The 24,880-nt window shown below is 61.1% G+C and carries 20 protein-coding genes; 5 read left to right on the forward strand and 15 right to left on the reverse strand.

Annotated elements, in window-relative coordinates; all coding sequences use genetic code 11:
- Nucleotides 1–18 precede the first annotated feature (18 nt).
- The gene (locus CKW24_RS28310; protein ID WP_256585371.1) at nucleotides 19–1,041 is read left to right on the forward strand and encodes an RHS repeat-associated core domain-containing protein; all 1,023 of its coding nucleotides are present in this window, start codon (nucleotides 19–21) and stop codon (nucleotides 1,039–1,041) included.
- 53 nt (nucleotides 1,042–1,094) lie between these two features.
- Here CKW24_RS28310 and fdhA read toward each other — a convergent pair whose 3' ends face one another.
- The 8 genes from fdhA to CKW24_RS00270 form a co-directional block, all read right to left on the reverse strand.
- Nucleotides 1,095–2,294 carry a formaldehyde dehydrogenase, glutathione-independent gene (fdhA, locus tag CKW24_RS00235; protein ID WP_095164333.1) on the reverse strand — a complete coding sequence of 400 codons (1,200 nt, stop codon included), beginning with the start codon at nucleotides 2,292–2,294 and terminating at the stop codon, nucleotides 1,095–1,097.
- A gap of 201 nt (nucleotides 2,295–2,495) precedes the next feature.
- Nucleotides 2,496–3,353 carry a formyltetrahydrofolate deformylase gene (gene purU / locus CKW24_RS00240; protein ID WP_095164335.1) on the reverse strand — a complete coding sequence of 286 codons (858 nt, stop codon included), beginning with the start codon at nucleotides 3,351–3,353 and terminating at the stop codon, nucleotides 2,496–2,498.
- 151 nt (nucleotides 3,354–3,504) lie between these two features.
- Nucleotides 3,505–4,137 carry a sarcosine oxidase subunit gamma gene (locus CKW24_RS00245; protein WP_095164337.1) on the reverse strand — a complete coding sequence of 211 codons (633 nt, stop codon included), beginning with the start codon at nucleotides 4,135–4,137 and terminating at the stop codon, nucleotides 3,505–3,507.
- A gap of 128 nt (nucleotides 4,138–4,265) precedes the next feature.
- Nucleotides 4,266–7,283, reverse strand: a complete 3,018-nt coding sequence (locus CKW24_RS00250) for a sarcosine oxidase subunit alpha (protein ID WP_095164338.1) — start codon at nucleotides 7,281–7,283, stop codon at nucleotides 4,266–4,268.
- Nucleotides 7,280–7,609 carry a sarcosine oxidase subunit delta gene (locus CKW24_RS00255; RefSeq protein WP_095081389.1) on the reverse strand — a complete coding sequence of 110 codons (330 nt, stop codon included), beginning with the start codon at nucleotides 7,607–7,609 and terminating at the stop codon, nucleotides 7,280–7,282. The genes CKW24_RS00250 and CKW24_RS00255 overlap by 4 nt, the downstream gene beginning before the upstream one ends.
- Before the next feature lie 15 nt (nucleotides 7,610–7,624).
- The gene (locus tag CKW24_RS00260) at nucleotides 7,625–8,875 is read right to left on the reverse strand and encodes a sarcosine oxidase subunit beta (protein WP_027617102.1); all 1,251 of its coding nucleotides are present in this window, start codon (nucleotides 8,873–8,875) and stop codon (nucleotides 7,625–7,627) included.
- 24 nt (nucleotides 8,876–8,899) lie between these two features.
- Nucleotides 8,900–10,153 carry a serine hydroxymethyltransferase gene (glyA, locus tag CKW24_RS00265; protein WP_095164340.1) on the reverse strand — a complete coding sequence of 418 codons (1,254 nt, stop codon included), beginning with the start codon at nucleotides 10,151–10,153 and terminating at the stop codon, nucleotides 8,900–8,902.
- A gap of 282 nt (nucleotides 10,154–10,435) precedes the next feature.
- The gene (locus CKW24_RS00270) at nucleotides 10,436–11,152 is read right to left on the reverse strand and encodes a TraX family protein (protein ID WP_095164342.1); all 717 of its coding nucleotides are present in this window, start codon (nucleotides 11,150–11,152) and stop codon (nucleotides 10,436–10,438) included.
- Nucleotides 11,153–11,283: 131 nt separating this feature from the next.
- Between CKW24_RS00270 and CKW24_RS00275 the strand changes: the two genes are divergently transcribed.
- Nucleotides 11,284–12,324: a low specificity L-threonine aldolase gene (locus CKW24_RS00275; protein WP_095164344.1), complete on the forward strand. Its 1,041-nt coding sequence runs from the start codon at nucleotides 11,284–11,286 to the stop codon at nucleotides 12,322–12,324.
- A gap of 218 nt (nucleotides 12,325–12,542) precedes the next feature.
- Nucleotides 12,543–13,367 carry an NAD(P)-dependent oxidoreductase gene (locus CKW24_RS00280; RefSeq protein ID WP_095164345.1) on the forward strand — a complete coding sequence of 275 codons (825 nt, stop codon included), beginning with the start codon at nucleotides 12,543–12,545 and terminating at the stop codon, nucleotides 13,365–13,367.
- Nucleotides 13,368–13,506: 139 nt separating this feature from the next.
- On the opposite strand, the gene gbcB is transcribed toward CKW24_RS00280, so the two are convergent.
- Complete coding sequence (gbcB, locus tag CKW24_RS00285) at nucleotides 13,507–14,607, reverse strand: glycine-betaine demethylase subunit GbcB (RefSeq protein ID WP_095164347.1); 1,101 nt, start codon at nucleotides 14,605–14,607, stop codon at nucleotides 13,507–13,509.
- Nucleotides 14,608–14,889: 282 nt separating this feature from the next.
- Between gbcB and gbcA the strand changes: the two genes are divergently transcribed.
- Both gbcA and CKW24_RS27665 read left to right on the forward strand, forming a co-directional pair.
- Complete coding sequence (gene gbcA / locus CKW24_RS00295) at nucleotides 14,890–16,185, forward strand: glycine-betaine demethylase subunit GbcA (RefSeq protein WP_095165185.1); 1,296 nt, start codon at nucleotides 14,890–14,892, stop codon at nucleotides 16,183–16,185.
- Between the two features lie 296 nt (nucleotides 16,186–16,481).
- Nucleotides 16,482–16,817, forward strand: coding sequence for a hypothetical protein (locus tag CKW24_RS27665; RefSeq protein WP_143501085.1), 336 nt, complete (start codon nucleotides 16,482–16,484; stop codon nucleotides 16,815–16,817).
- A 193-nt stretch (nucleotides 16,818–17,010) separates the two neighbouring features.
- On the opposite strand, the gene CKW24_RS00300 is transcribed toward CKW24_RS27665, so the two are convergent.
- The 6 genes from CKW24_RS00300 to CKW24_RS00325 form a co-directional block, all read right to left on the reverse strand.
- Nucleotides 17,011–17,898, reverse strand: a complete 888-nt coding sequence (locus CKW24_RS00300; RefSeq protein ID WP_095164349.1) for an RHS repeat-associated core domain-containing protein — start codon at nucleotides 17,896–17,898, stop codon at nucleotides 17,011–17,013.
- A 112-nt stretch (nucleotides 17,899–18,010) separates the two neighbouring features.
- Entirely contained in the window at nucleotides 18,011–18,781 is a 771-nt protein-coding gene (locus tag CKW24_RS00305) for an electron transfer flavoprotein subunit beta (RefSeq protein WP_095164355.1), read from the reverse strand.
- 15 nt (nucleotides 18,782–18,796) lie between these two features.
- On the reverse strand, nucleotides 18,797–20,017 hold the full coding sequence (locus CKW24_RS00310; RefSeq protein ID WP_095164359.1) for an electron transfer flavoprotein subunit alpha/FixB family protein: 1,221 nt from the start codon (nucleotides 20,015–20,017) through the stop codon (nucleotides 18,797–18,799).
- Complete coding sequence (gene dgcB, locus CKW24_RS00315; protein WP_095164361.1) at nucleotides 20,017–21,966, reverse strand: dimethylglycine demethylation protein DgcB; 1,950 nt, start codon at nucleotides 21,964–21,966, stop codon at nucleotides 20,017–20,019. The genes CKW24_RS00310 and dgcB overlap by 1 nt, the downstream gene beginning before the upstream one ends.
- Nucleotides 21,967–22,129: 163 nt before the next feature.
- Nucleotides 22,130–24,190 carry a dimethylglycine demethylation protein DgcA gene (gene dgcA / locus CKW24_RS00320; protein WP_095164363.1) on the reverse strand — a complete coding sequence of 687 codons (2,061 nt, stop codon included), beginning with the start codon at nucleotides 24,188–24,190 and terminating at the stop codon, nucleotides 22,130–22,132.
- Between the two features lie 15 nt (nucleotides 24,191–24,205).
- Nucleotides 24,206–24,736: a DUF5943 domain-containing protein gene (locus CKW24_RS00325; RefSeq protein ID WP_008033249.1), complete on the reverse strand. Its 531-nt coding sequence runs from the start codon at nucleotides 24,734–24,736 to the stop codon at nucleotides 24,206–24,208.
- Nucleotides 24,737–24,880 lie beyond the last annotated feature (144 nt).

A 24,880-nucleotide genomic window follows, 5' to 3' on the forward strand; every position in this document is an offset into this window, starting at 1 on the left:
TTTCAGGGAGCCCCTTCCATGAAGCCTCACCGCGAAACCCTGCTCTGCCGCTACCACTACGACCCACTGGATCGCCTGGCCGATTGCACCCCAACGGCGCAAGCCAGCACCCAACGCTTCTACCTCAAAGAGCGCCTGACCACCGAGGTTCAAGGCGCGCTACAGCGCTCGATCATGCAGCACGAAGATCAACTGCTGGCGCAGCAACAGCGGCAGAACGGCACGGCGCAACCCCGCTTGCTCGTCACCGATCAACAGCGCTCGGTACTGGCCATCCTCGACGCCACCCGCTCCCATCACCTCGCCTACACCCCTTATGGTCATCGCATTCCAGAGAACGGCTTGCTCAGCTTGCTCGGCTTCAACGGCGAACGGCCAGACCCGGTGACTGGGCACTATTTGTTGGGCAATGGGTATCGGGCGTTTAACCCGGTGTTGATGCGATTCAACAGTCCGGACAGTTGGAGTCCGTTTGGGGAGGGTGGGTTGAATGCGTATGGGTATGGTGTGGGGGATCCGGTGAACAAAAGGGATGATACGGGGCACATGCCCTTTAGGAAATGGCTCGGTTTTTTTAATAGTGGCCGAAGTATCAGTAGCCAGAATCTACTTAGTCATCCTACACAAAGTCTAAGTACCTCACAAAACAGTTTAAACGCCCCCATAGCCTCCACCAACCAGGCAGCTTCTCCCATTATCGGAAACGATGTCACCTACCGGATCCAATCAGAAGGCGCAATATACAATATTAAAAATCCAACAGCCCGAAACAAAGCAAAACTTCAGAACACAAGACATAACATTTTAAACTTAAAAAACCATCCAGACAGCTACATGGAAAGAATAACCAAACTAACTTCCGAAGAGTATGGCTTCCCCATCGCAGCCACACCTCTTGCGGAAAAAGATGCGCCAGCCATTCAAAAACTTCTGAAACGCCTAATGAAACAAGAGCAACACTATGAGAACAAGTTAATCAAACTCATGAAAAATTCCGAGTCACCTCAAGAGCTGCAAACTCCAATAAGAACAGCCCATTAACTTAACCTATAAAAAAGGGCGACTTAGCGTCGCCCTGTCTAACTCCCTAAAATTTACGCCGCACTAAACAACTTATGCGGATCAATCACAAACTTCTTCGGCACACCCGCATCGAATTCGCCATAACCACGTGGCGCATCATCCAGGCTGATCACCTCAACACCCACGATGTCGGCAATATGAATGCGGTCCCACATGATCGCCTGCATCAGTTGGCGGTTGTACTTCATCACCGGGGTCTGGCCGGTGTGGAAGCTGTGGGATTTGGCCCAGCCGAGACCAAAGCGGATGCTCAAACTGCCCATTTTTGCTGCGGCATCTACCGCACCCGGGTCTTCAGTCACGTAGAGGCCAGGGATACCGATCTTGCCAGCGACACGCACCACACCCATCAGGGAGTTGAGCACGGTGGCCGGGGCTTCGTGTTTCACGCCTGCATGGCCGTGGCCACGAGCTTCGAAGCCCACCGCGTCGACGGCGCAATCCACTTCCGGCTCGCCCAGCAGTGCGGCGATCTGTTCGTGCAGAGGGGTATCGAGGGACAGGTCGGCGATTTCGAAACCCTGGGCCTTGGCGTGGGCCAGGCGGATCGGGTTGACGTCACCGATGATCACCACCGCGGCGCCCAGCAGGCGTGCCGACGCGGCGGCCGCCAGACCGACGGGGCCGGCACCGGCCACATACACGGTGCTGCCCGGGCCAACGCCGGCAGTAACGGCGCCGTGATAACCGGTCGGGAGGATGTCGGAGAGGCAGGTCAGGTCGCGGATCTTCTCCATGGCGCGGTCGCGATCCGGCAGTTTCAGCAGGTTGAAGTCAGCGTACGGCACCATGGCGTACTCGGCCTGGCCACCGGTCCAGTCGCCCATGTCGACATAACCGTAGGCGCCGCCCGGGCGAGCCGGGTTCACGCTCAGGCACACGCCGGTGTGCATTTCCTTGCAGGAACGGCAGCGCCCGCAAGCCACGTTGAACGGCACCGAGACCAGGTCGCCGATTTTCAGGTTCTCGACGTCGCTGCCCTTCTCGATCACTTCACCGGTGATCTCGTGTCCCAGCACCAGACCGGTCTGGGCCGTGGTACGACCGCGCACCATGTGCTGGTCGGAACCACAGATGTTGGTGGAGACCACTCGCAGGATCACCCCGTGCTCGATCTTGCGGCCGCGCGGGTCCTGCATTTTCGGATAGTCGATTTTCTGTACTTCGACCTTGCCCGCGCCGAGATACACCACACCACGATTGCCAGACATGCTTTCACCTCGCTGTTGTTTTTATGAAACCGCGCTGCCCAGACAGGCAGCGCGTTAAGTGCTCGGGTACAGATGCTGTTTCTTGTGTTGCTTGTTGGGGCCTCATCGCGGGCAAGCCCGCTCCCACAATGATTCGGGTTGAGCTTGAGATTTGTGAACGACACAAAACCCTGTGGGAGCGGGCTTGCCCGCGATGGCAATCTAAAGAACGACCGTGCGATTGGCGTTCAAGAACACCCGCCGCTCAATGTGATACCCCACAGCCCGGGCCAGGGTCAGGCCTTCGATATCCCGCCCCTTGGCGATCAGGTCTTCGGGGTAATGGCTGTGATCCACCGCCTCCACGCCCTGGGCAATGATCGGGCCTTCGTCCAGGTCGTTGTTGATGTAATGCGCCGTGGCGCCGACCAACTTCACGCCCTTGTTGTAAGCCTGGTGATAGGGCTTGGCGCCCTTGAAACCGGGCAGCAACGAGTGGTGGATGTTGATCGCCTTGCCGTCGAGCTTGCGGCACAGTTCCGGCGACAGCACTTGCATATAACGCGCAAGAATCACCAGTTCGGCACCGGACTCCTCGATCACCTGCCACACCTGCCGCTCTTGCGAGGGCTTGTCGTTGGGGTCGAGGGGGAAGTGGTAATAGGGAATGCCGTGCCAGTCGGCCAGGGGCTTGAGGTCCGGGTGGTTGGAGACCACCGCCGCGACGTCCATCGACAGCTGGCCGATGCGTTGGCGGTAGAGCAGATCGTTGAGGCAGTGATCGGCCTTGGAGACCATGATCACCACTTTTGGCCGGTGGTGCGGCGGGGTCAGTTCGAAAATCATCCCGAAGGCTTCGCCGCGCTCGGCCAGACCGGCGCGGAACGATTGCTCGTCGAAACCCTCGGGCTGGCGAAACTCCACACGAATGAAAAAACGCCCCGAAAGCCGGTCATCAAAGGAGTGGTGCTCGGTGACGTAGCAGCCCTGCTCGAACAGAAAGCGGGTCACCGCATCCACGGTGCCGAGGACGCTTGGGCAGTCGGCGGTCAGAATCCATGTGTCTGGGGCGCGGCTCATAGTGCGGTGACTCCTGTGAAATCGGTGGATGCCTACTGTAGGAGCGAGCTTGCTCGCGATGGAGGTCAACGATGACGCGTACTTCCTGACTTAACGCGTCGCTCTCAAGTCCATCGCGAGCAAGCTCGCTCCTACAGTGACGCTGGTGAGATCAAGCCTGAACGCTAAGCCCGTACTCGGCCGCCGCATCCTGCAACCACAACCACCAGTAATCCGAGAAGCTGCGGCGGATCAGCAATTCCCAGGTGTCTTCTGCGGTGTGGCGGATCACCAGTTGCGACTTGGCGAACACCGTGCCCACCGCCTTGCCCACCGGGAAATTGTTGGGGTGCACGTCGTAGCTGGTGGATTTCATCAGCACCTGGCGCACGTTCGGGCCGCTCAGTTCGAGGATCTGCTGACCACCGCTGACGTTGACGATCTGGATGTGCAACTCGCCCAGGGCTTCACGCAGCTTCTGCTCGGCGACGAACTCTTCACCGCTTGGAACGATCAGCAGCCATTCATCCGGCCCCATCCATTGCAGGCTGGTCTCACCCTTGACGATGACGCTCAGCGCCCCCGGCAACTCGATGCCCAGGGCCTTGTGCACACCGGCGGCGAACGCGGCATCGTGGCCGTCGCCACGCAGGGTCAGGTGACCGAGGAGTTTTTTCTCACGCACGATCACGCCGGCGTTTTTGCGACCCTTGCCCACCAGGCTGGCGAGGTCGGCATGCTGCAACGACGACTCGGCCTTGGCCCCGGTGGTTGGGCGTTGTTGGTACACATTGGCTACGGTCATAAAGCACCTTTCCTGAATTCGTTTCCCTGTGGGAGCGGGCTTGCCCGCGATGGGAGCAACTCGGTCTGCCTGAGGCACCGCGTTATCGTTCATCGCGGGCAAGCCACGCTCCCACAGGTTCTGTGGTGTTAGATGTTCTGGCGATCACCCTTCGGATCGAAGAACACCGAAGAAACGATTTCCGCCTCGATCACGCTGCCGTCGGCCAGCGGTGCGAACACCCGCTCACCGATGCGCTTCAAGCCGCCTTTGACCACGCCCATGGCAAACGAGTAGCCCAGGGAGTTGTGCAGGTAGCTGGAGGTCACGTGGCCGACCATGCTCATCGGGATCGCCTGCTTGGTGTTGAACACCAGCTGCGCGCCTTCCGGCAGCCACTTGGTCGGGTCGATCGGCTTGAGACCGACCAGCTGCTTGCGTTGCTCACGCACGCAGTCTTCGCGGTTCATGCCCCGCCAGCCGATCCACGAGAACGGTTTGGTGCGGCCCACACACCAGCCCATGTTCAGGTCGTCCGGGGTCATCGAGCTGTCGGTATCCTGGCCAACGATGATGAAACCCTTCTCGGCGCGCAGCACGTGCATGGTCTCGGTGCCATATGGCGTCAGGTTGTACTTCTTCCCCGCCTCAACAATCTTCTCCAAAACACCCATGGCGTAGTCGGCCTGCACGTTGACTTCGTACGACAGCTCACCGGTAAAGGAAATCCGGAACACCCGCGCCGGCACGCCGCCCACCAGGCCTTCTTTCCAGGTCATGAACGGGAAGCCGTCCTTGTCCAGGTCGATGTCGGTGACTTCGCTGAGCAGCTTGCGACTGTTCGGCCCGGACAGGGTCATGGTGGCCCAGTGGTCCGTCACGGAAGTGAAGTACACCTTCAGGTCCGGCCATTCGGTCTGGTGGTAGATCTCCAGCCACTGCAGCACGCGGGCCGCGCCACCGGTGGTGGTGGTCATGACAAAGTGGTTGTCGGCCAGGCACGCCGTCACACCATCGTCGAAGACCATCCCGTCTTCCTTGCACATCAGGCCGTAGCGCGCCTTGCCCACGTCCAGCTTGGTCCAGGCGTTGGTGTAGACCCGGTTGAGAAACTCCCGCGCATCCGGCCCTTGAATATCGATCTTGCCCAGGGTCGAGGCATCCAGCAGGCCGACGCTTTCGCGCACCGCCAGGCATTCACGCTTGACCGCGGCATGCAGGTCTTCAGCGTTTTTCGGGAAGTACCAGGGACGTTTCCACTGCCCGACGTCTTCGAACTCGGCGCCGTTTTTCAGGTGCCATTGATGCAGCGCGGTATACCGCACCGGCTCGAAGATGTGCCCACAGTGACGACCGGCTACTGCGCCGAACGTTACCGGCGTGTAGTTGGGGCGGAACATGGTGGTGCCCATCTGCGGGATCGTCACGTTCAGCGAACGGGCCGCGATGGCCAGGCCGTTGACGTTACCCAGCTTGCCCTGGTCTGTGCCGAAGCCCAGCGCGGTGTAGCGCTTGACGTGCTCGACCGACTCGAAGCCCTCGCGGGTGGCCAGTTCGATGGCGGCCGCGGTGACATCGTTCTGCAGGTCGACGAATTGCTTCGGCGCCCGTGCGGTGTTCTTTTCGTGCGGCACCTGGAACAGTGCCAGGGTCGCCTCTTCATGGCGGCTCAGGGCTTTGGGCAACACACCCTCGACCGTCTGGAAGCCGGCTTCGGCAGCGGCTCGGGCGCCCCCTTCAAAACCATCGGCCAGGGAATCGCCAAGGCCATAGACGCCGTTGATCCCACCCACGCACACGCGTTTTTGCGGCGCTTCACCCGGGACAAAACCGAGGATGTCTTCACGCCAGGTCGGCTTGCCGCCCAGGTGCGACGCCAGGTGAACCACCGGGCTGTAGCCGCCGGAGCTGGCCACCAGGTCGCACTCCAGCCATTCGCCAGGGCTGGTCACGGTGTGCGCCTTGACGTCGATCGCGGCCACACGGGCAGCGGTCACGTGCTTGCTGCCACGGGCTTCGATCACTGCGCTGCCGGTCAGGATGCGGATGCCCTTGGCCCGGGCTTCTTCCACCAGCGCACCGCGCGGGTTGCTGCGGGCGTCGGCGATGGCCACCACTTGCAGGCTGGCGTCGAGCCAGTCCAGGGCCACGCGGTAGGCGTGATCGTTGTTGGTACTCAGGACCAGCTTCTTGCCCGGTGCGACACCGTAGCGACGCACGTAGGTGGAGACCGCGCCAGCCAGCATGTTGCCCGGCACGTCGTTGTTGCCGTAGACCAGCGGCCGCTCGCACGCGCCGGTCGCCAGCACCACACGCTTGGCGCGAACCCGGTGGATGCGCTGGCGCACCTGGCCGATCGGGGCGCGGTCGCCAAGGTGATCGGTAAGGCGCTCGTGAATGGTCAGGAAGTTATGGTCGTGGTAACCGTTGACCGTGGCGCGCGGCAACAGCAGCACGTCCGGGGTGTCTTTCAGTTCAGCGATGACGCTGGCGACCCATTCGGCGGCCGGCTTGCCATCGAGGCTCTCACGGGAATCGAGCAGGCTGCCGCCGAACTCTTCCTGTTCATCGGCGAGGATCACCCGCGCCCCGCTGCGCGCAGCCGCCAGTGCCGCGGCCAGGCCAGCAGGGCCGGCGCCGACGATCAGCACGTCGCAGTGCTGGTTCATGTAGTCGTAGGTGTCCGGATCGTTTTCGGTCGGCGAGCGACCCAGGCCAGCGGCCTTGCGGATGTACTTCTCGTACGTCATCCAGAACGATTGCGGGTACATGAAGGTTTTGTAGTAGAAACCTGGCGGCATCAGCTTGCCGCCGACCTTGCCGAGAATCCCCATCATGTCGTTGTTGACGCTGGGCCAGCCGTTGGTGCTGGTGGCAACCAAACCTTGATACAGCGCTTGTTGCGTGGCACGCACGTTGGGGATCTGGGTGGCTTCGGTGGCGCCGATCTGCAGCACCGCGTTCGGTTCTTCGGCACCGGCGGCAAAGATCCCGCGTGGCCGCGAATACTTGAAGCTGCGACCGATGATGTCGACGCCGTTGGCCAGCAGGGCCGCCGCCAGGGAGTCACCTTCAAAGCCCTTGTACACCTGGCCGTTGAACGTGAAGCTCAAGACTTTGTTGCGGTCGATCCGTCCACCGTTGGACAGGCGATTGATCTGGCTCATACCTTCGCTCCCAGAGCCTGCGCGGCCGCTTTCGGACTTTCCGTCTTGTCGGTGAACTGCGGCTTGCTGCCGATCTTGTAGGTTTCGAGAATCTCGTAGGTCACGGTGTCGCGGGTGACGTTGAAATACTGACGGCAACCGGCGACGTGGTCCCACAGTTCGTGGTGCAGGCCACGGGGGTTGTCACGGAAGAACAGGTAGTCGCCCCACTCCTCGTCGGTGCAGGTGTTCGGATCCAGCGGACGTGGGATGTGCGCCTGGCCGGATGCGTGGAATTCCTCTTCGGAGCGCAGTTCGCCACAGTGAGGACAGAAGATATGCAACATAGGAAATTTCTCCTGTTAGTGGGCGACGGCAGCAGCGCCGTGTTCGTCGATCAGCGCGCCGTTATGGAACCGGTCGATGGAGAAAGGCGCCGCCAGCGGATGCATTTCACCCTTGGCCAGGCTCGCCGCAAATACGTTGCCCGAACCCGGCGTGGCCTTGAAGCCACCGGTGCCCCAACCGCAGTTGAAGAACATGTTCGGCACCGGGGTCTTGGAAATGATCGGGCAGGCATCCGGCGTGGTGTCGACGATGCCGCCCCACTGGCGGTTCATGCGCACCCGCGACAGCACCGGGAACATCTCGACGATGGCCTGGATGGTGTGCTCGATCACCGGGTACGAACCGCGCTGGCCGTAGCCGTTGTAGCCGTCGATACCGGCACCGATCACCAGGTCGCCCTTGTCGGACTGGCTGATGTAGCCGTGCACCGCGTTGGACATGATCACGCTGTCGATAATCGGCTTGATCGGCTCGGACACCAGCGCTTGCAGCGGGTGAGATTCGATCGGCAGGCGGAAGCCGGCGAGCTTGGCCATGTGCCCGGAGTTACCGGCGGTCACCACACCGACGCGCTTGGCACCGATGAAACCCTTGTTGGTCTCGACGCCGATGCACACGCCGTTTTCCTTGCGAAAGCCGATCACTTCGGTCTGCTGGATCAGGTCCACGCCGAGGGCGTCGGCGGCCCGGGCAAAACCCCAGGCCACGGCATCGTGACGGGCTACGCCGCCGCGACGCTGGACGGTAGCGCCCATCACCGGGTAGCGGGTGTTCTTCGAGCAGTCCAGGTACGGAATCTCGTCGGCGACCTGCTGGGCGTTGAGCAGCTCGCCGTCGACGCCGTTGAGGCGGTTGGCGCTGACCCGACGCTCGGAGTCACGAATGTCCTGCAGGGTGTGGCACAGGTTGTAGACGCCACGCTGGGAGAACATCACGTTGTAGTTGAGGTCCTGGGACAAGCCTTCCCAGAGTTTCATCGCGTGTTCGTAGAGGTGCGCCGACTCGTCCCACAGGTAGTTGGAACGCACGATGGTGGTGTTGCGCGCGGTGTTACCACCGCCCAGCCAGCCCTTCTCGACCACGGCCACGTTGGTGATGCCGTGTTCTTTCGCCAGGTAGTAGGCGGTCGCCAGACCATGCCCGCCGCCGCCGACGATGACCACGTCGTAGACTTTTTTCGGGGTTGGCGTGCGCCACATGCGCTGCCAGTTTTCGTGGTGGCTGAGGGAGTGCTTGAAGAGGCCGAAGCCTGAGTAGCGTTGCATAGTCATTTACTCCAAAAACCGCGCTCAGCGATAAACCGGGAAGTCAGCGCACAGGGCCGAAACCTGCTGGGCGACATTGGCCTCGACATCGGCATCGCCGAGGTTATCGAGGATGTCGCAGATCCAGCCGGCCAGCGTCACGCACTGGCTCACTTTGAAGCCGCGAGTGGTGACTGCCGGGGTGCCGATGCGCAGGCCGGAAGTGACGAACGGCGACTGTGGGTCATTCGGCACGGCGTTCTTGTTCACGGTGATGTGCGCACGACCAAGGGCGGCATCGGCGTCTTTGCCGGTCAGGCCCTGGCGGATCAGGCTGACCAGGAACAGGTGATTGTCGGTGCCGCCGGACACTACATCGTAGCCACGTTTGATAAACACGCTGGCCATGGCCTGGGCGTTGTCGATCACTTGTTGCTGATAAACCTTGAAGCCTGGCTCCAGCGCTTCCTTGAAACACACTGCCTTGCCGGCAATCACATGCATCAGCGGGCCGCCCTGGGCACCGGGGAACACCGCGGAGTTGAGCTTCTTCTCGATTTCTTCGTTGGCCTTGGCCAGGATCAGGCCGCCACGCGGACCGCGCAGGGTCTTGTGGGTGGTGGTGGTGACCACGTCGGCGTACGGCAGCGGGTTGGGATACAGACCGGCAGCGACCAGGCCGGCAACGTGGGCCATGTCGACGAACAGCAGTGCACCGACCTTGTCGGCGATCTGCCGAAAGCGTGGGAAGTCGAGGGTCTTGGAGTAGGCCGAGAAGCCGGCGACGATCATCTTCGGCTGGCACTCGACGGCCAGGCGCTCGACTTCGTCGTAGTCGATCAGTCCGGTCTTGGTGTCGATGCCGTACTGCACCGCGTTGTACAGCTTGCCCGAGGACGACACCTTGGCGCCGTGGGTCAGGTGACCGCCGTGGGCCAGGCTCATGCCCAGGATGGTGTCGCCCGCCTGGATCAGGGCCAGGTACACCGCGCTGTTGGCCGAGGAGCCGGAGTGCGGCTGGACGTTGGCGTAGTCGGCACCGAACAGCTGCTTGGCGCGTTCGATGGCCAGCGCTTCGACTTTATCCACATGCTCGCAGCCACCGTAGTAACGCTTGCCCGGATAACCCTCGGCATATTTGTTGGTCAGGCCACTGCCTTGTGCTTGCATGACACGCTTGCTGGTGTAGTTCTCTGACGCGATCAGCTCGATGTGATCTTCCTGGCGTTGCTCCTCGGCATTCATCGCCGCCAGCAGTGCATCGTCATAACCCTGGATCTGGTCTTGCTTGCTGAACATCGCGTCTCTCCCAGCGGCGGTGGTGCGCCATTTTGTCTTGGTGAGGCACCGGCCTGGCGGCAGTGCCCTTTGATGCGATGGTATGACCGGCGCAGACAGGTCAAATGCCTACGGACGCCACGCAAAGGTGCGTTTACGACATGGGCTGAAATGGACGCGTCGTACTCGCTCACAAGATCAACACACTCCTGTGGGAGCGGGCTTGCCCGTGATGGCGGAGGGTCAGCCGACTCTTATGCCGGATGTGACGCCGTCATCGCGGGCAAGCCCGCTCCCACACAGTTATGCGGCGATATTGCGGACGAGTAACAGAAGCAGAAAATGTAGCGGATACAAGGCATACGCCCAACGGCGCATCGGCGGTGGCTTGAGATGTTTGGTATGTCGCAACAAGACCAGACCCAGCAATGGCGCAATCAGGCAGACACCAAGAGCGCCCACCGCCACCGGGTTACCCAGACGGATGGCGGCAATCAACACCTGCCACTGATTCGCCGCCAGGCAGACCAGTCCCGGCAACACTGCCCAGTACCAGGGCCGACGAATCACCAGCAATGTCGCCAACGGCAGCAGCACCCCAAAAACGCCGAACATCAGTCGCTCACTGAACAGCGTCGCCAGCAGCAGCGCGACCAGCCCCAAGCCTCGCGCCTGCAGGTCCTGGTACAGCCAACCACGGGCCACCAGCAGCCCCAGCGCCAGCGTAGGCAATACGTTGAGGACATCAGGCTCGGGGATGAACAGGCGGTAGGGAATTTCACTGACCAGGCTAAACAGCAGCAACCAGCCCAGGTAACGCCACTGACCGCCGGTCGGCGCTGTCGGTGTACGTGCCAGGTTGACCGCCATCGCCAGGCAGAACCAGGGAAACGCCAGGCGCCCCGGCACATAGAGCACATCGAGCGGCCAGCCGACATAGCGCAGGTGATCGAGGACCATGCTCAACAGTGCCAACCATTTGAGCAGATCGAGTGCACCGTCACGTTGCGTCACGTGCATAATTGCCCCTCGACTGTGTAGTTTTCTGACAGACACATCGCGTGTGCTCTCCGGACGATCTTCGGTAAAGTGCGCACCATCATTGACCACGAGCCGCTTCACCATAAGCGCCTCGACCACGGAAGCCGGCCATGACCGATAAGAGCCAACAATTCGCCAGCGACAACTATTCCGGCATCTGCCCTGAAGCCTGGGCGGCCATGGAACAGGCCAATCAGGGCCACCAGCGCGCCTATGGCGACGATGAGTGGACCGCCCGCGCCTCGGACTATTTCCGCAAACTGTTCGAAACCGACTGCGAAGTGTTCTTCGCCTTCAATGGCACCGCCGCCAACTCCCTGGCCTTGTCGTCGTTGTGCCAGAGTTACCATAGCGTGATCTGCTCGGAAACCGCACACGTCGAAACCGACGAATGTGGCGCCCCGGAGTTCTTCTCCAATGGCTCCAAGTTGCTCACGGCACGCACCGAAAACGGCAAGCTGACGCCGGAGTCAATCCGCGAGATCGCCCTCAAGCGCCAGGACATTCACTACCCCAAGCCACGGGTGGTGACCCTGACCCAGGCCACTGAAGTCGGCAGCGTCTACACCCCGCAAGAAATCCGCGCCATCAGTGCCACCTGCAAAGAGCTGGGCCTGAACCTGCACATGGACGGCGCGCGCTTCTCCAACGCCTGCGCGTTCCTCGATTGCTCGCCGGCCGACCTGACCTGGAAAGCCGGGGTCGACGTGCTGTGTTTTGGCGGCACCAAAAACGGCATGGCGGTGGGCGAGGCGATTCTGTTCTTCAACCAGAAACTGGCCGAAGACTTCGACTACCGCTGCAAACAGGCAGGGCAACTGGCATCGAAAATGCGCTTCCTCTCAGCGCCCTGGGTCGGCCTGCTGGAACACGACGCCTGGCTCAAGCACGCCCGCCACGCCAACTACTGCGCACAGCTGCTGGCAGAATTGGTCAGCGACATTCCCGGCGTCGAACTGATGTTCCCGGTACAGGCCAACGGCGTGTTCCTGCAACTCTCGGAGGCCGCCGTGGCAGCACTGACCGCTCGCGGCTGGCGCTTCTACACCTTCATCGGTAAAGGCGGCGCACGCTTCATGTGCTCCTGGGACACCGAGGAAGAGCGGGTGCGGGAATTGGCTGCGGACATTCGCGAAGTGATGTCCCGCTAAAGCGTTGGTTTACACCGCTCCCCCGTGGGAGCGGGCTTGCTCCGGGCGACGTTCCGACGATCAGGCCAGCACATTCAACGTTGATGTCACTGACAGTCCGCTATCGCGAGCAAGCTCGCTCCCACAAAAGCCAACATCATCCCCTCCTATTGCTTGCTCCTCGTCTACATTGTCTGTCGAGCCCTTACGCTCACATAACAATAAGCAGGAGCACGCGCATGTCACTTCAAGGCAAAACCCTCTTCATCACCGGCGCCAGCCGTGGCATCGGCCGTGAAATTGCGCTGCGTGCCGCCAGGGATGGGGCCAATATCGTCATTGCCGCGAAAAGCGCGGAACCCCACGCCAAGCTGCCCGGAACCATTTTCAGCGTGGCTGAGGAAGTCGAGGCCGCCGGCGGCAAGGCACTGGCGCTGCAGGTGGATGTGCGCGATGAAGTGGCGGTGCATGCGGCACTGGCCCAGGCCAACGAGCATTTCGGTGCCATCGACGCGCTGGTCAACAATGCCGGGGCGATTAAGCTGACAGGCGTGCAGCACCTCGAACTCAAGCGTTTCGACTTGATGCACCAGATCAACACCCGCGCCGTGCTGCTGTGCAGCCAGGCCGCCCTGCCCTACCTGAAAAAGTCCAGCGGGCACATCCTCAACCTCTCACCGCCGCTGAACCTCGCCAGCAAATGGTTCGCCCAGTACAGCCCCTACACCGTGACCAAGTACGGCATGAGCATGCTGACGTTGGGCATGAGTGAGGAATTCAGGAATTACGGGATCAGCGTCAACTCGCTATGGCCACAGACGATGATTGCCACCGCCGCGATCGAGTTTCAGTTGGGGTCGAGGGAGTCGTTCAAGCATGCACGCACGCCTGCGATCATGGCGGATGCGGCGCATGTGATTCTGAGCAGCGCAAACCGCAGTTTGACCGGGCGCTTGCTGATTGATGAGGAGATTTTGCGGGAGAGCGGAGTGACCGAGTTCGAGCACTACCGCTTCGCGCCCGATAGCAGCGACAAGCTGATGACAGACCTGTTTGTCGACTAAACACCCTCCCCTGTAGGAGCGAGCGCCCGCTTGCGGCCTGCTCGCGATGGACGTCAACGATAATGTTGGCAGCCTGACACCCCGCGGTGTTCTCAGGTTCATCGCGAGCAGGCTCGCTCCTACAGGGGATCGGTGTTGATCAGAACTCGATCCGCACGTCCCCTTTCGGCACGCTGCAGCACGACAGGATGAACCCTTCGGCCTCGTCTTCCTCGGTGATCCCGCCGTTGTGATCCATCTCCACCTCGCCCCCCAGCTTCATCACCTTGCAGGTCCCGCAGATGCCCATGCCGCAAGCCTTGGGAATCAGCAGGCCAAGCTTGGCCGCCGCCGCGTGCACGGTTTCTCCCGGGGCCACGCGAATGCTTTTGCCGGACGCGGTGAACTCCACCTGATGCAGGTCGGCGATGTCGATTTCCGGAGCGTCGGCTGCTTGTTCGGCTTGCTCCACGGCATCGGCACGAGCTTCCGGCGGCGTGGCGCCGAACGATTCCTCGTGATAGCGCGTCATGTCGAAGCCGGCAGCCTCCAGTAGGCGCTTGACCGCATTCATGTACGGCGTCGGACCGCAGCAGAACACTTCACGCTCGAGGAAGTCCGGCGCCATCAATTCGAGCATTTTATGGTTCAGGTAACCGCGATAGCCGGCCCAGGGCTCACCCAGGCCGTGTTTTTCGCAAATCAGGTGCAGGCTGAAGTTATCGATCCGCGACGCCATGTGCTCCAGCTCGCGGTGATAAATGATGTCCTTGGGCGAACGGGCGCTATGGATAAACACCATGTCGACATTGCCATTGGTGTCGTAGAACCAGCGCGCCATCGACATCACAGGGGTAATGCCGACACCACCGCTGAGGTAGAGCACCTTCGGCGCGGTGAAGTCCATGGCGTTGAACAACCCGACCGGCCCGTGCACCGCCAGTTCCTGACCTTCGTGCAGGGTGTCGTGCAGCCAGTTGGAGACCTTGCCGCCCGGCACCCGCTTGATGGTCACCGAGAAGCTGTAGGGCACCGACGGCGAGCTGGAGATGGTGTACGAACGCATGATCGGCTGGCCGTCGATTTCCAGCTCCAGGGTGACAAATTGCCCCGGTTTGAAGAAGAACATGATCGGCTGGTCGGCCATGAAGCAAAAGGTGCGCACGTCCCAGGTTTCCTGGATGACTTTGACGCAACGGACAATGTGTCGACCATTGGCCCAGGTCTGGGTGGTTACCGGGTTCAGGAAGCTGTTGGACATGCTGATCTCCACGGCCGACTGTCGGCCTCATGTTGGCGATTCTGCGTATAGCGCCGACCGGCCATTTACCTATCTGCGACATTCACATGCTTATCGCGACCAGCCCCTTGCTACCGGGGGTTGAGCGTCGGGAACAGAGTGGGCCATGTCGCTCGTGGATAAGGTTCTGGGCGGCGGCAGCCCCACACTCGCCTCAACAGATAAACACTGTTTGTGTCTTGCGTAGCAACCGTATCAGCCACTATTCGCCGGCCACACAGAATGGCCATGAGGACTCAATCGATGGACGTCACCGCAAAAATCAGCCTGGGCGATCCTCTGGAACCCGCACGCAAGGCCACCGCCCAGATGCTGCAGGAACGTGAGCGCACGTTCTCACTGCCGCAGCCGTTCTACTCCGATGAGCGGCTGTTCGATATCGACATGCAGGAAATCTTTCAGAAAGAATGGTTGATCGCTGGCATGACCTGCGAAATCCCGACCAAGGGCAACTACCTGACCCTGCAGATCGGCAAGAACCCGATCATCGTGATTCGCGGTGCCGAGGGGGTGGTGCATGCCTTCCACAACGTCTGCCGCCACCGTGGCTCGCGCTTGTGCACCAGCGATAAAGGCAAGGTCGCCAAGCTGGTCTGCCACTACCACCAGTGGACCTACGAGCTCGACGGGCGCCTGCTGTTTGCCGGCACCGAGATGGGTGACGACTTCGACATGAAGCAGTACGGCCTCAAGCCGGTGAACGTGAAGACAGCAGGCGGCTACATCTTCATCAGCCTGGCGGAAAATCCGCCGGCCATCGATGACTTCCTGTCGACGCTGAATCACTACATGGAACCGTACGACATGGAAAACACCAAGGTGGCGATCCAGACCACCTTGTTCGAAAAAGCCAACTGGAAGCTGGTGCTGGAGAACAACCGCGAGTGTTACCACTGCAACGCCTCGCACCCTGAATTGCTGAAAACCCTGCTCGAATGGGACGACGTCACCGACCCCCGTGCCGACCAGGCGTTCAAGGACCACGTGGCCGCTTCTGCCGCCGCCTGGGACGCCGAGAAGATTCCGTATGCCCACGCCAGCTTCGGCCTGCGTAACCGCATCGTGCGCATGCCGCTGCTCAAGGGCACCGTGTCGATGACCCTGGACGGCAAGCAAGGCTGCAAGAAACTCATGGGCCGCATCCAGAACCCGGACCTGGGCTCGATGCGCATCCTGCACTTGCCGCACTCCTGGAACCACTGCATGGGCGACCACATCATTGTGTTCACCGTGTGGCCGATCAGTGCCCAGGAAACCATGGTCACCACCAAGTGGCTGGTGCACAAGGACGCCGTCGAAGGCGTCGACTACGACGTCGACCGCATGCGCCAGGTGTGGGACGCCACCAACGACCAGGACCGGCGCCTGGCCGAAGAGAACCAGCGCGGGATCAACTCCACCGCGTACCAGCCTGGGCCGTACTCCAAGACCTATGAGTTTGGTGTGGTGAATTTTGTGGATTGGTACAGCGAGCGGTTGCTGAGCAACCTGGGGGCCGAGCCTGCGCCGTACCTCAAAGGGGTTCCAGTTCAAGGCTAAAAGCATCGCGGGCAAGCCCGCTCCCACAGGATTTGCGTTTGAACACATTATTTGTGAACAACAGAGATCACTGTGGGAGCGGGCTTGCCCGCGATGAGGCCCTCCCTTTCACTAGTTTCTTCCGCTACGCCACCCTCATCCTTAGAACTGTACGAAATATGATCTATTGCGTTCAGAGCTATGCTGCGCGCGCCTCCCAGCCTTCAGTGAACAAGTTACCCACAGCTCCACCCACAGCAAATGGGGACAACTGTGGAAATGCTGAGGGACTTCTCCACAGAAACTGAAGAAAATCCGTGACTTATCCAAATGAGTGGTTTTCGTCGGTGATTGGTTGTTTTTTGATCGAAAGCCTAAAAGCCACGGCCTGCATGGCTCTTAGCGGACCGCAAACACCTTATCCACAGAAGCGCCAACAGAGTTTGGGGGCAACTTGTGCGTCGTCTTCATTCCTTGTGGAAAACCCCGCCCAAGCTGCATATTTCGCGGGTTTGAGTAGCTTTCGAAGGGTAAAGAACGGCATTTGGCTATTTATTGATCAAATCCTTGAAAGCATTGATCTGTATGGCTTACAGCCGACAGCAAACATCTTATCCACAGAAACGCCAACAGAGATTGGGGGCAAGTCTTGAACAAGGGATCGCCTCGCCCAATGAAAAAAGCTCGAAAAAACAACCACTAGCACTGGTTGTTTTTCGTACAAAGGCTTGCAGGGCTTGCTGTGCAGGGGGTGTAGCGATGGGTAAACATGTTATCCACAGAAGCGCTAACAGGGATTGTGGGTAATTACTTAGCAGACTCTGATCAGATGGAATTAGTGGTCATCTATGTGGGATTTTGCCCTTGAGTTCTTACGGCACTAGCGATCACCGTAACGCTCTCCAAAGGAACGTCTGCGGCCCTATGGGAAACCTGACCTAAGGGTTGCCCACGAATCAAGTTGTACCCAGTGACCTCCTTAGCTGTTTCTATCGCTATACGCGAAAGGGGTTGACCCGTTTGGCGGGCAGTATTCAGGGTTTTTTGAAGCATATCGCGGTTCAGGGCGAGCGCACCGCCACCCGTCAGAGTCTGGCTGACACCATTGCCCACAACTGAAACGCCTTGCATTAACCTGGGTACCGCTTGGGTTATCGCAGCAGGAACTCCCAACGGGCGGACTACAACAGCTGAAACTCCGCCGTAAAAGCCCGCGACGTTACCCAGTCGTGCCCCCAAAGATTGTGGTAACCGGTGTACAACTGCATGTGCCACCCGATTAACCGCTGCTCCTGCAAAAATCCCACCTAACAAAGTCCCTATACCTTGTACCAAAGTAGACACCCACCACGCTCCAGAGGGGTCGACCCGAGTCACGGGTGAGCCACCGCAGTACGCATAGGCATTGACGCCCCCCGCACCAAACGGACTCAACCGATCCGGGCTATGAAACCGCATCAACACCGGGTTATAGACCCGATGACCATTGCCCAGGTGATACCAACCAGTGGGATGTTCACCAAGTTGCCCATTGAAACCCAGGCCCGCGCTCGTCGGGCGCAGGCTACTGGGCGAGCCATAGGCGGTGTAGACGCGAAGGTTCGGACCGCTGCGGTCCAGTTCGGCGAGGATCGATTGTTGCAAATCGGTCGCCAGCAACAGGGTACGCGTGGTTGCTGGCGGATGGGCAGGACAGGGGGCGTTTCCGGCGGTGGGCATCAGGTGGCCTCGCATCGATCCAGACGCCCCACAGTGCTGCTGCGGGGGGGGGCTTACTCCATGCTCATCAACCTAACAAAAGCGCGTGCAATGCAACACTAGCAGTTCTGCTAGGGCGCCCTCAGGACTAGCGAACAACGCCCTCTTCAATCAGCAGCTTGAGGATCGCCTCGGCGCCTTCCTGGGCAGTCACGCCCTTGAGCACCTGGCCACCGCCGCCACTGGCCTTGGCCGTGGCCGCCTTCATCCGGTCGGCACCGCTTTTGGCCTTGATCACTTTCAGGCGTTTAGGCCGTGACTTGGCCGCTTGCAGCGTGGCGACGGCGAGCAGTTCGTCGTCGAGCACTTCAACGTCTTCAGGCTGCAATACTCCACGTCGAGCCGGGCCGAACGCACTTTGCCGAGGCTTGGGCGCGGCGTTATCCACCGTTGCCAGAAACGGCAAGCGGACTTTCAAGCGCCGCCGCTGACCGCGGGGCAACGCTTGCAGCACCAGGGCTGAACCACCGTCGATGGACTCGACCTGCGCCAGCCCCACCACCAGCGGCCAGCCGAGGCTTTCGGCCAGCAGGAACGGCAACATGCCCGAGCCTTCACCGGTTTCCGCCTGGCTGCCGGTCAGCACCACCTGGGCACCTGCGCCGCGCAAATAGTCGGTCAAGGCCGGTAACGCATCGGCGCCCGCCGGGTGTTCCAGCACATGCAACTGTTCCAGGCCCATGCCCAGATAGGCGCGCAACGCAGGCTCGGCGACGTCGCCGGCATGTAGCACTTGCAGGCCGTCCCCCGCCAGCTGCAGACCGAGTTCGACCGCTCGCGCATCCTGCTCCGCGCGACGTGGCCGACCGGAAGTCGGGTGGGCGCCAATCGACACCAGACTGATGATTTTCGTGCTCATGACCCTTTCCTTCCCTTAAGCCGCATCGCGCTTGGCACCGTTGCGGTAAGCCTCTACCGCCGCGATCAAGGCGTGAAGAATCTCGGCGCTCTCACCGATCACCGACAGGTCGGCCCGCTTGATCATGTCGCATCCGGGGTCCAGGTTGATCGCCACCACCTTGTCGCAGGCACCGATGCCTTGCAGGTGCTGGATCGCCCCGGAAATCCCCACCGCCACGTAGACCCGCGCGGTGACCCAGGTGCCGGACGCCCCGACTTGACGGTCGCGGGCCATGAAGCCGTCGTCCACCGCCACCCGCGAGGCGCCTTCGGTGGCACCCAGCGCAGCGGCCGTCTGGTGGAACAACGGCCAATCCTTGACCCCGTTGCCGCCCGAGAAAATGAACTCGGCTTCGGCCATTGGAATCGCTGCCGGGTCCACAGCCACCGCACCCAAATCTTCAATACGCGAAAGACTGCGAGCCACGGTTGTGGATAACTCCACCGGCAAGGCTTCGTGACGGGTTTCGCTGACCGGTTCTGCACATTCGACGGCAGCCAGAATCAAGCGTGCGAGCGGTCGTGCCAGGTCTTGCAACCCGGCACCGGCGCGGCCGATGCATTGCTGATCCTTGACCTGCCAGACCCGTGTGGCCGGGCGTTCGCCCAGGGCGGCGGCAAAGCGTCGACCCAGTTCACCGCCACCGGTACGACTGTCCGGCAGCAACCAGTGACGTGGGCTGAATTGGTTATCCACAGCCCGCAGGCCCTGGACCCGTTGTTCCGGTGCATAACCGTTGAACTCGTCCCCCTCGAGTACCAGCAGGCGATCGACGCCAGCCGTAGCGAAGGCGCTCTCTTTGTGTTCGCCGAAGACCACGGCCAGGACGGCACCGTCGTTGCCGGCCAATTGATGAGCCAGGCCCAGCAAGTCGCGGTCATGGCTGCTCAAGCGGCCGCCGACCATGTCGGGCACCACGCTGATGTAGAACGCAGGGACCACTACCTGATGCAGCGGCAATTGCACTTCCACGGCGGCAGTACGCTTGGTCGCGCCGCCCTGCTGGGCGCCGCTACGGTCAATGCGCTTGATCCCGTTGGGGCCGATGAAGCCGATGCCATGGGGGTTCTTGCGGATGACGCCGTTAGGCCCCATCCAGCTGTGTTGCGCCGGCTGCATGGCCGCGTGCAGCGGGTGCAGGCGGTTGCGGGCGATCCATTCGGCACGGGGGTCGCGGCGGATTATGTCGCTCATCAGTGCACCTGCGCAGGTTTACGTTGAGCCGGCGTGATCGGCTTGCTCGGCGCTTGGTCTTCAAGCAACGCATCGGCCACCAGTTCGGCAAGGTCCTTGATCAGGGGGCGCGGCTCGACCACCCCTTCAAGCATCGCGGTGCACTGCGGGCAGCCCACGGCCACCAGTTCGGCACCGGTCTCGCGGATGTCTTCCATGCGCATGTCGGGAATCCGCTGCTTGCCCGGAATGTCAGTGATCGGCGCGCCGCCGCCACCGCCGCAGCAGCGCGAGCGGAAGCCGGAGCGTTGCATCTCTTTGACTTCGATACCGAGGGCGCGCAGCACTTCACGCGGCGCCTCGTATTCGCCGTTGTAGCGACCGAGGTAGCACGGGTCGTGATAGGTCACGCTGTCGCCCTTGTGCTGGCCGAGATTCAGCGCGCCGGCGCCGATGATTTGCGCCATGTAGGTACTGTGGTGCTGCACCAGGTAGTTGCCATCGAACGCGCCGTATTCGTTTTTCAGCACGTGGAAGCTGTGCGGATCGCACGTGACGATGCGGTTGAAGCTGTACTTGGCCAGGGTCTGGATGTTGCGTTTGGCCAACAACTGGAAGGTCGCTTCATCGCCCAGGCGTCGAGCCACGTCACCACTGTCGCGCTCTTCAAGGCCGAGCACGGCAAAGTCGATTTTCGCCGCTTTCAGCACTTTGACGAACGCGCGCAGGGTGCGTTGGTTGCGCATGTCAAACGCCCCGTCGCCGACCCAGAACAGCACGTCGGTGGCTTTCTTTTCGCTGAGCAGATTGAGGTTCAAGTCCGCCGCCCAGTTCATCCGCCCACCCGGGGCGAAGCCGCCCGGGTTGTCGGTGGCGATCAAGTTCTCCAGGACCTCGGCGCCCTTGTTCGGGGTCGCACCTTTTTCCAGGGTCAGATGGCGGCGCATGTCGACGATCGCATCGACGTGCTCGATCATCATCGGGCACTCCTCGACACAGGCGCGACAGGTGGTGCACGACCACAGGGTTTCGGCGTCAACCAGGCCGTTGACGATCGGCTGATGCGGATTACCTGCGTGTTGGCCAATCGGTTTGCCTGGATACGGGCTGCCGGCAAACTTGGCGTCGGTGCCGCCAGCAAGGCCGACCACCATGTCCTGAATCAGTTTTTTCGGATTCAACGGCTGGCCGGCGGCGAAGGCCGGGCATGCGGCTTCGCACTTGCCACACTGCACGCAGGCGTCGAAGCCGAGCAATTGGTTCCAGGTGAAATCCTTGGGTTTTTCCACACCCAGCGGTGCGCTTGGGTCGTTCAGATCCAGTGGTTTCAAACCGGTGGAACGGCCGCCACCAAAGCGTTCGGCGCGACGGTGCCAGGCCAGGTGCAAAGCACCGGCGAAGGCGTGTTTCATCGGCCCGCCCCAAGTCATGCCGAAGAACAACTCAGACACGCCCCACAGCACGCCGATACCGAGGATGATCGCCAACAGCCAGCCACCGAAGTGTTCCGGCAGGATACCCGCCACCGGCAGGGTCACCAGGAAGAACGACGCCGAGAACGCCAGCAGGCTTTTCGGCAAACGCATCCACGGGCCTTTGGACAGCCGGGCCGGCGGGTTGCGCCGACGCAGGTAAACGAAGATCGCACCGACGAACATCACTGCCGTCATCAACAGCAGCGCGTACCCCAGGAAGCGGTTATGCAGGCCAAATCCGTGGACCAGGATCGCCAGCACCGCGGACGCCACTGCGCCGCCGGCCGTGGCGACGTGGGTGTTGGCGATGTACTTGTCACGCGCCACCACGTGGTGCAGGTCGACCATGTAGCGCTTGGGCATGGCCAGCAGGCCGCCGATCAGGTCGACTTTCGAAGCTCGGCCGCGACGCCACATGGCCACCCGCCGCAACGCGCCCAGGACAGCCAGGCCCAGGGCAGCGAACAGCAGGATGGGAAGAATTGTGTTCAACATGGGTGTTGCTCCCAAAGACCTCAGGGTCTTAACGATCTGGATACCTGACCCGACTCCTGTGGGAGCGGGCTTGCCCGCGATAGCGATAGGTCAGTCAACATTGGTGTTGAATGTGCTGCCGTCATCGCGGGCAAGCCCGCTCCCACATTGGTTTGGTGTCGTATCAGAAATCCTTGCACAGCCGCAGGGCGTCATAGATCGCAGCATGCGTGTTGCGCTGGGCCACGCAGTCGCCAATGCGGAACAGCAGGTAGCCGTCGCCTGGTTGGCTCAACGAAGGCTGGGGCTTGATCGCGAACAGGGCTTCAACGTCCATCTGGCCCTTGTTGCGCGAACCTTCCTTCAGCGCGTAATAGATTTCTTCATCCGGACGCACGCCGTTTTCCACCACCACCTGGTCGACCACCCGCTCCTCCTTGGCGCCGGTGTATTCGTTCTCCAGCACGGCAATCAGCTTGTCGCCTTCGCGGTAGACCTTTTCCAGCATCATGTCGCCGGTCATGATCACTTCCTTGGGGTACATGCTGCGGTAGTAAGTCGGGAACGACGTACCGCCGACGGCCACGCCGGGCTTGATGTCGTCGGTGACGATCTCGACCTGGCAACCTTTGTCGGCCAGGAAGTCGGCCACCGACATCCCGGTGAACTCACAGATGGTGTCGTAGACCAGCACGTTCTTGCCGGGCGCCACCTTGCCGTCGAGTACGTCCCAGCTGCTGACCACCAGGCCTTCTGCAGCGCCCCAGTGTTCGTTCTGCTCTAGGAACGGATGCCCGCCCACTGCCAGCACCACCACGTCCGGACGCAGGTCGAGAATGGTCGCGGCATCGGCAGCCACGCCCAGGCGCAGGTCGACTTTCAGGCGTGCCAGTTCCAGCTGGAACCAGCGGGTGATACCGGCGATCTGGTCCCGTTGCGGGGCTTTGGAGGCAGTGGTGATCTGCCCGCCGATGAATTCCTTCTTCTCGAACAGGGTCACGTCATGACCACGTTCCGCCGCTACGCGCGCAGCTTCCATCCCGGCTGGGCCGGCACCGACCACCACCACCTTGCGTTTCACGCCGGTGGATTTTTCGATGATGTGCGGCACGCCCATGTACTCGCGGGACGTCGCGGCGTTCTGGATGCACAACACGTCCAGGCCCTGGTACTGCCGGTCGATACAGTAGTTGGCGCCGACGCATTGCTTGATCTGGTCGATCTGGCCCATCTTGATCTTGGCGATCAGGTGCGGGTCGGCGATATGGGCGCGGGTCATGCCGACCATGTCGACGTAGCCGCCTTCCAGAATCCGCGTGGCCTGGTTCGGGTCCTTGATGTTCTGTGCGTGCAGTACCGGGACCTTGACCACTTCCTTGATCCCGGCTGCCAGGTGCAGGAACGGCTCCGGTGGATAACTCATGTTCGGAATGACGTTGGCCAGGGTGTTGTGGGTGTCGCACCCCGAGCCGACCACTCCGATGAAGTCGAGCATGCCGGTGTCGTCGTAGTACTTGGCGATCTGCTTCATGTCTTCGTGGGACAGACCGTCCGGATGGAACTCGTCGCCGCACAGGCGGATGCCGACACAGAAGTCGTCACCGACCTCGGCACGCACCGCCTTGAGCACTTCCAGGCCAAACTTCATGCGGCCTTCGAAGGTGCCGCCCCACTCGTCAGTACGCTTGTTGACCCGCGGGCTCCAGAACTGGTCGATCATGTGCTGGTGCACGGCCGACAGCTCGACGCCGTCCAGGCCGCCGGCCTTGGCCCGACGCGCGGCCTGGGCGTAGTTGCCGATGACCCGCCAGATTTCTTCCGGCTCGATGGTCTTGCAGGTGGCGCGGTGCACCGGTTCACGGATGCCCGATGGCGACATCAGGGTCGGCCAGTTAAAACCGTCCCAACGCGAGCGGCGGCCCATGTGGGTAATCTGGATCATGATCTTGGCGCCATGCTTGTGCATGGCGTCGGCCAGGTTCTGGAAGTGCGGAATGATGCGGTCGGTGGACAGGTTGACCGAGCTCCACCATTCCTGCGGGCTGTCGATGGCCACCACCGAAGAACCGCCGCAAATCGCCAGGCCGATCCCGCCCTTGGCTTTCTCTTCGTAATACTTGACGTACCGATCGGTGGTCATGCCGCCGTCAGTGGCATACACCTCGGCGTGCGCGGTGCTGAGCACACGGTTGCGGATGGTCAGTTTGCCGATCTGGATCGGCTGGAACATTGCTTCGAAAGCCATGGCAGGATCCTCGACTTACAACGGCTTGACGGTGAACAAGCCGTCGTCGTGGCCTTCTTCCGAGCCACCGTATACCTGTTCGGCGACGGTGCGGATCTTGCTGCCGCGCGCCTGCAGGATCTGGTCCATGGCGCCGGCGAACCAGCCGGTGAACATGTAGTCGACCTTGCGTCCAACCTTGCCGTACACATAGACAAACGCCGAATGTTCGAGCTTGACGCTGGCGGTGCCTTTGTCGAGGTCGATGTCCTGGATCTTGAACAGGCCCCAGCCGCGCTGCGACAAGCGCTTCATGTAGTGCTCGAACACCGCGACGCCTTCCAGGCCGTGGCACTCAGCTTCCTTCTCGCACCAGTGCCAGGCGGACTTGTAGCCGGCCTTGTAGAGGATCTCGGCATAGGCATCTGCGCCCAGCACTTCCTCGATGCCCATGTGGTTGTTGACGAAGAAGTGACGCGGTACATACAGCATCGGCAGTGCGTCGGAAGTCCAGACACCGGTCTCGCTGTCGACTTCGATTGGCAATTGCGGGGCGATCTTGGCCATGGAAACTAAACTCCAGAAAATTCGTGGTCAGTGCTTAGCAAAGCTTTTGCTTTGCTCTTATAAACAAGCTGTGTGAATGACTTTGGAGCCGTAGCGAGCACGTCGAGAGCAAGGAAGGACCGGAGCGACAAGCGAGACAGTACG

The organism is Pseudomonas sp. Irchel 3H3, from assembly GCF_900187635.1.
Lineage (GTDB): Bacteria > Pseudomonadota > Gammaproteobacteria > Pseudomonadales > Pseudomonadaceae > Aquipseudomonas.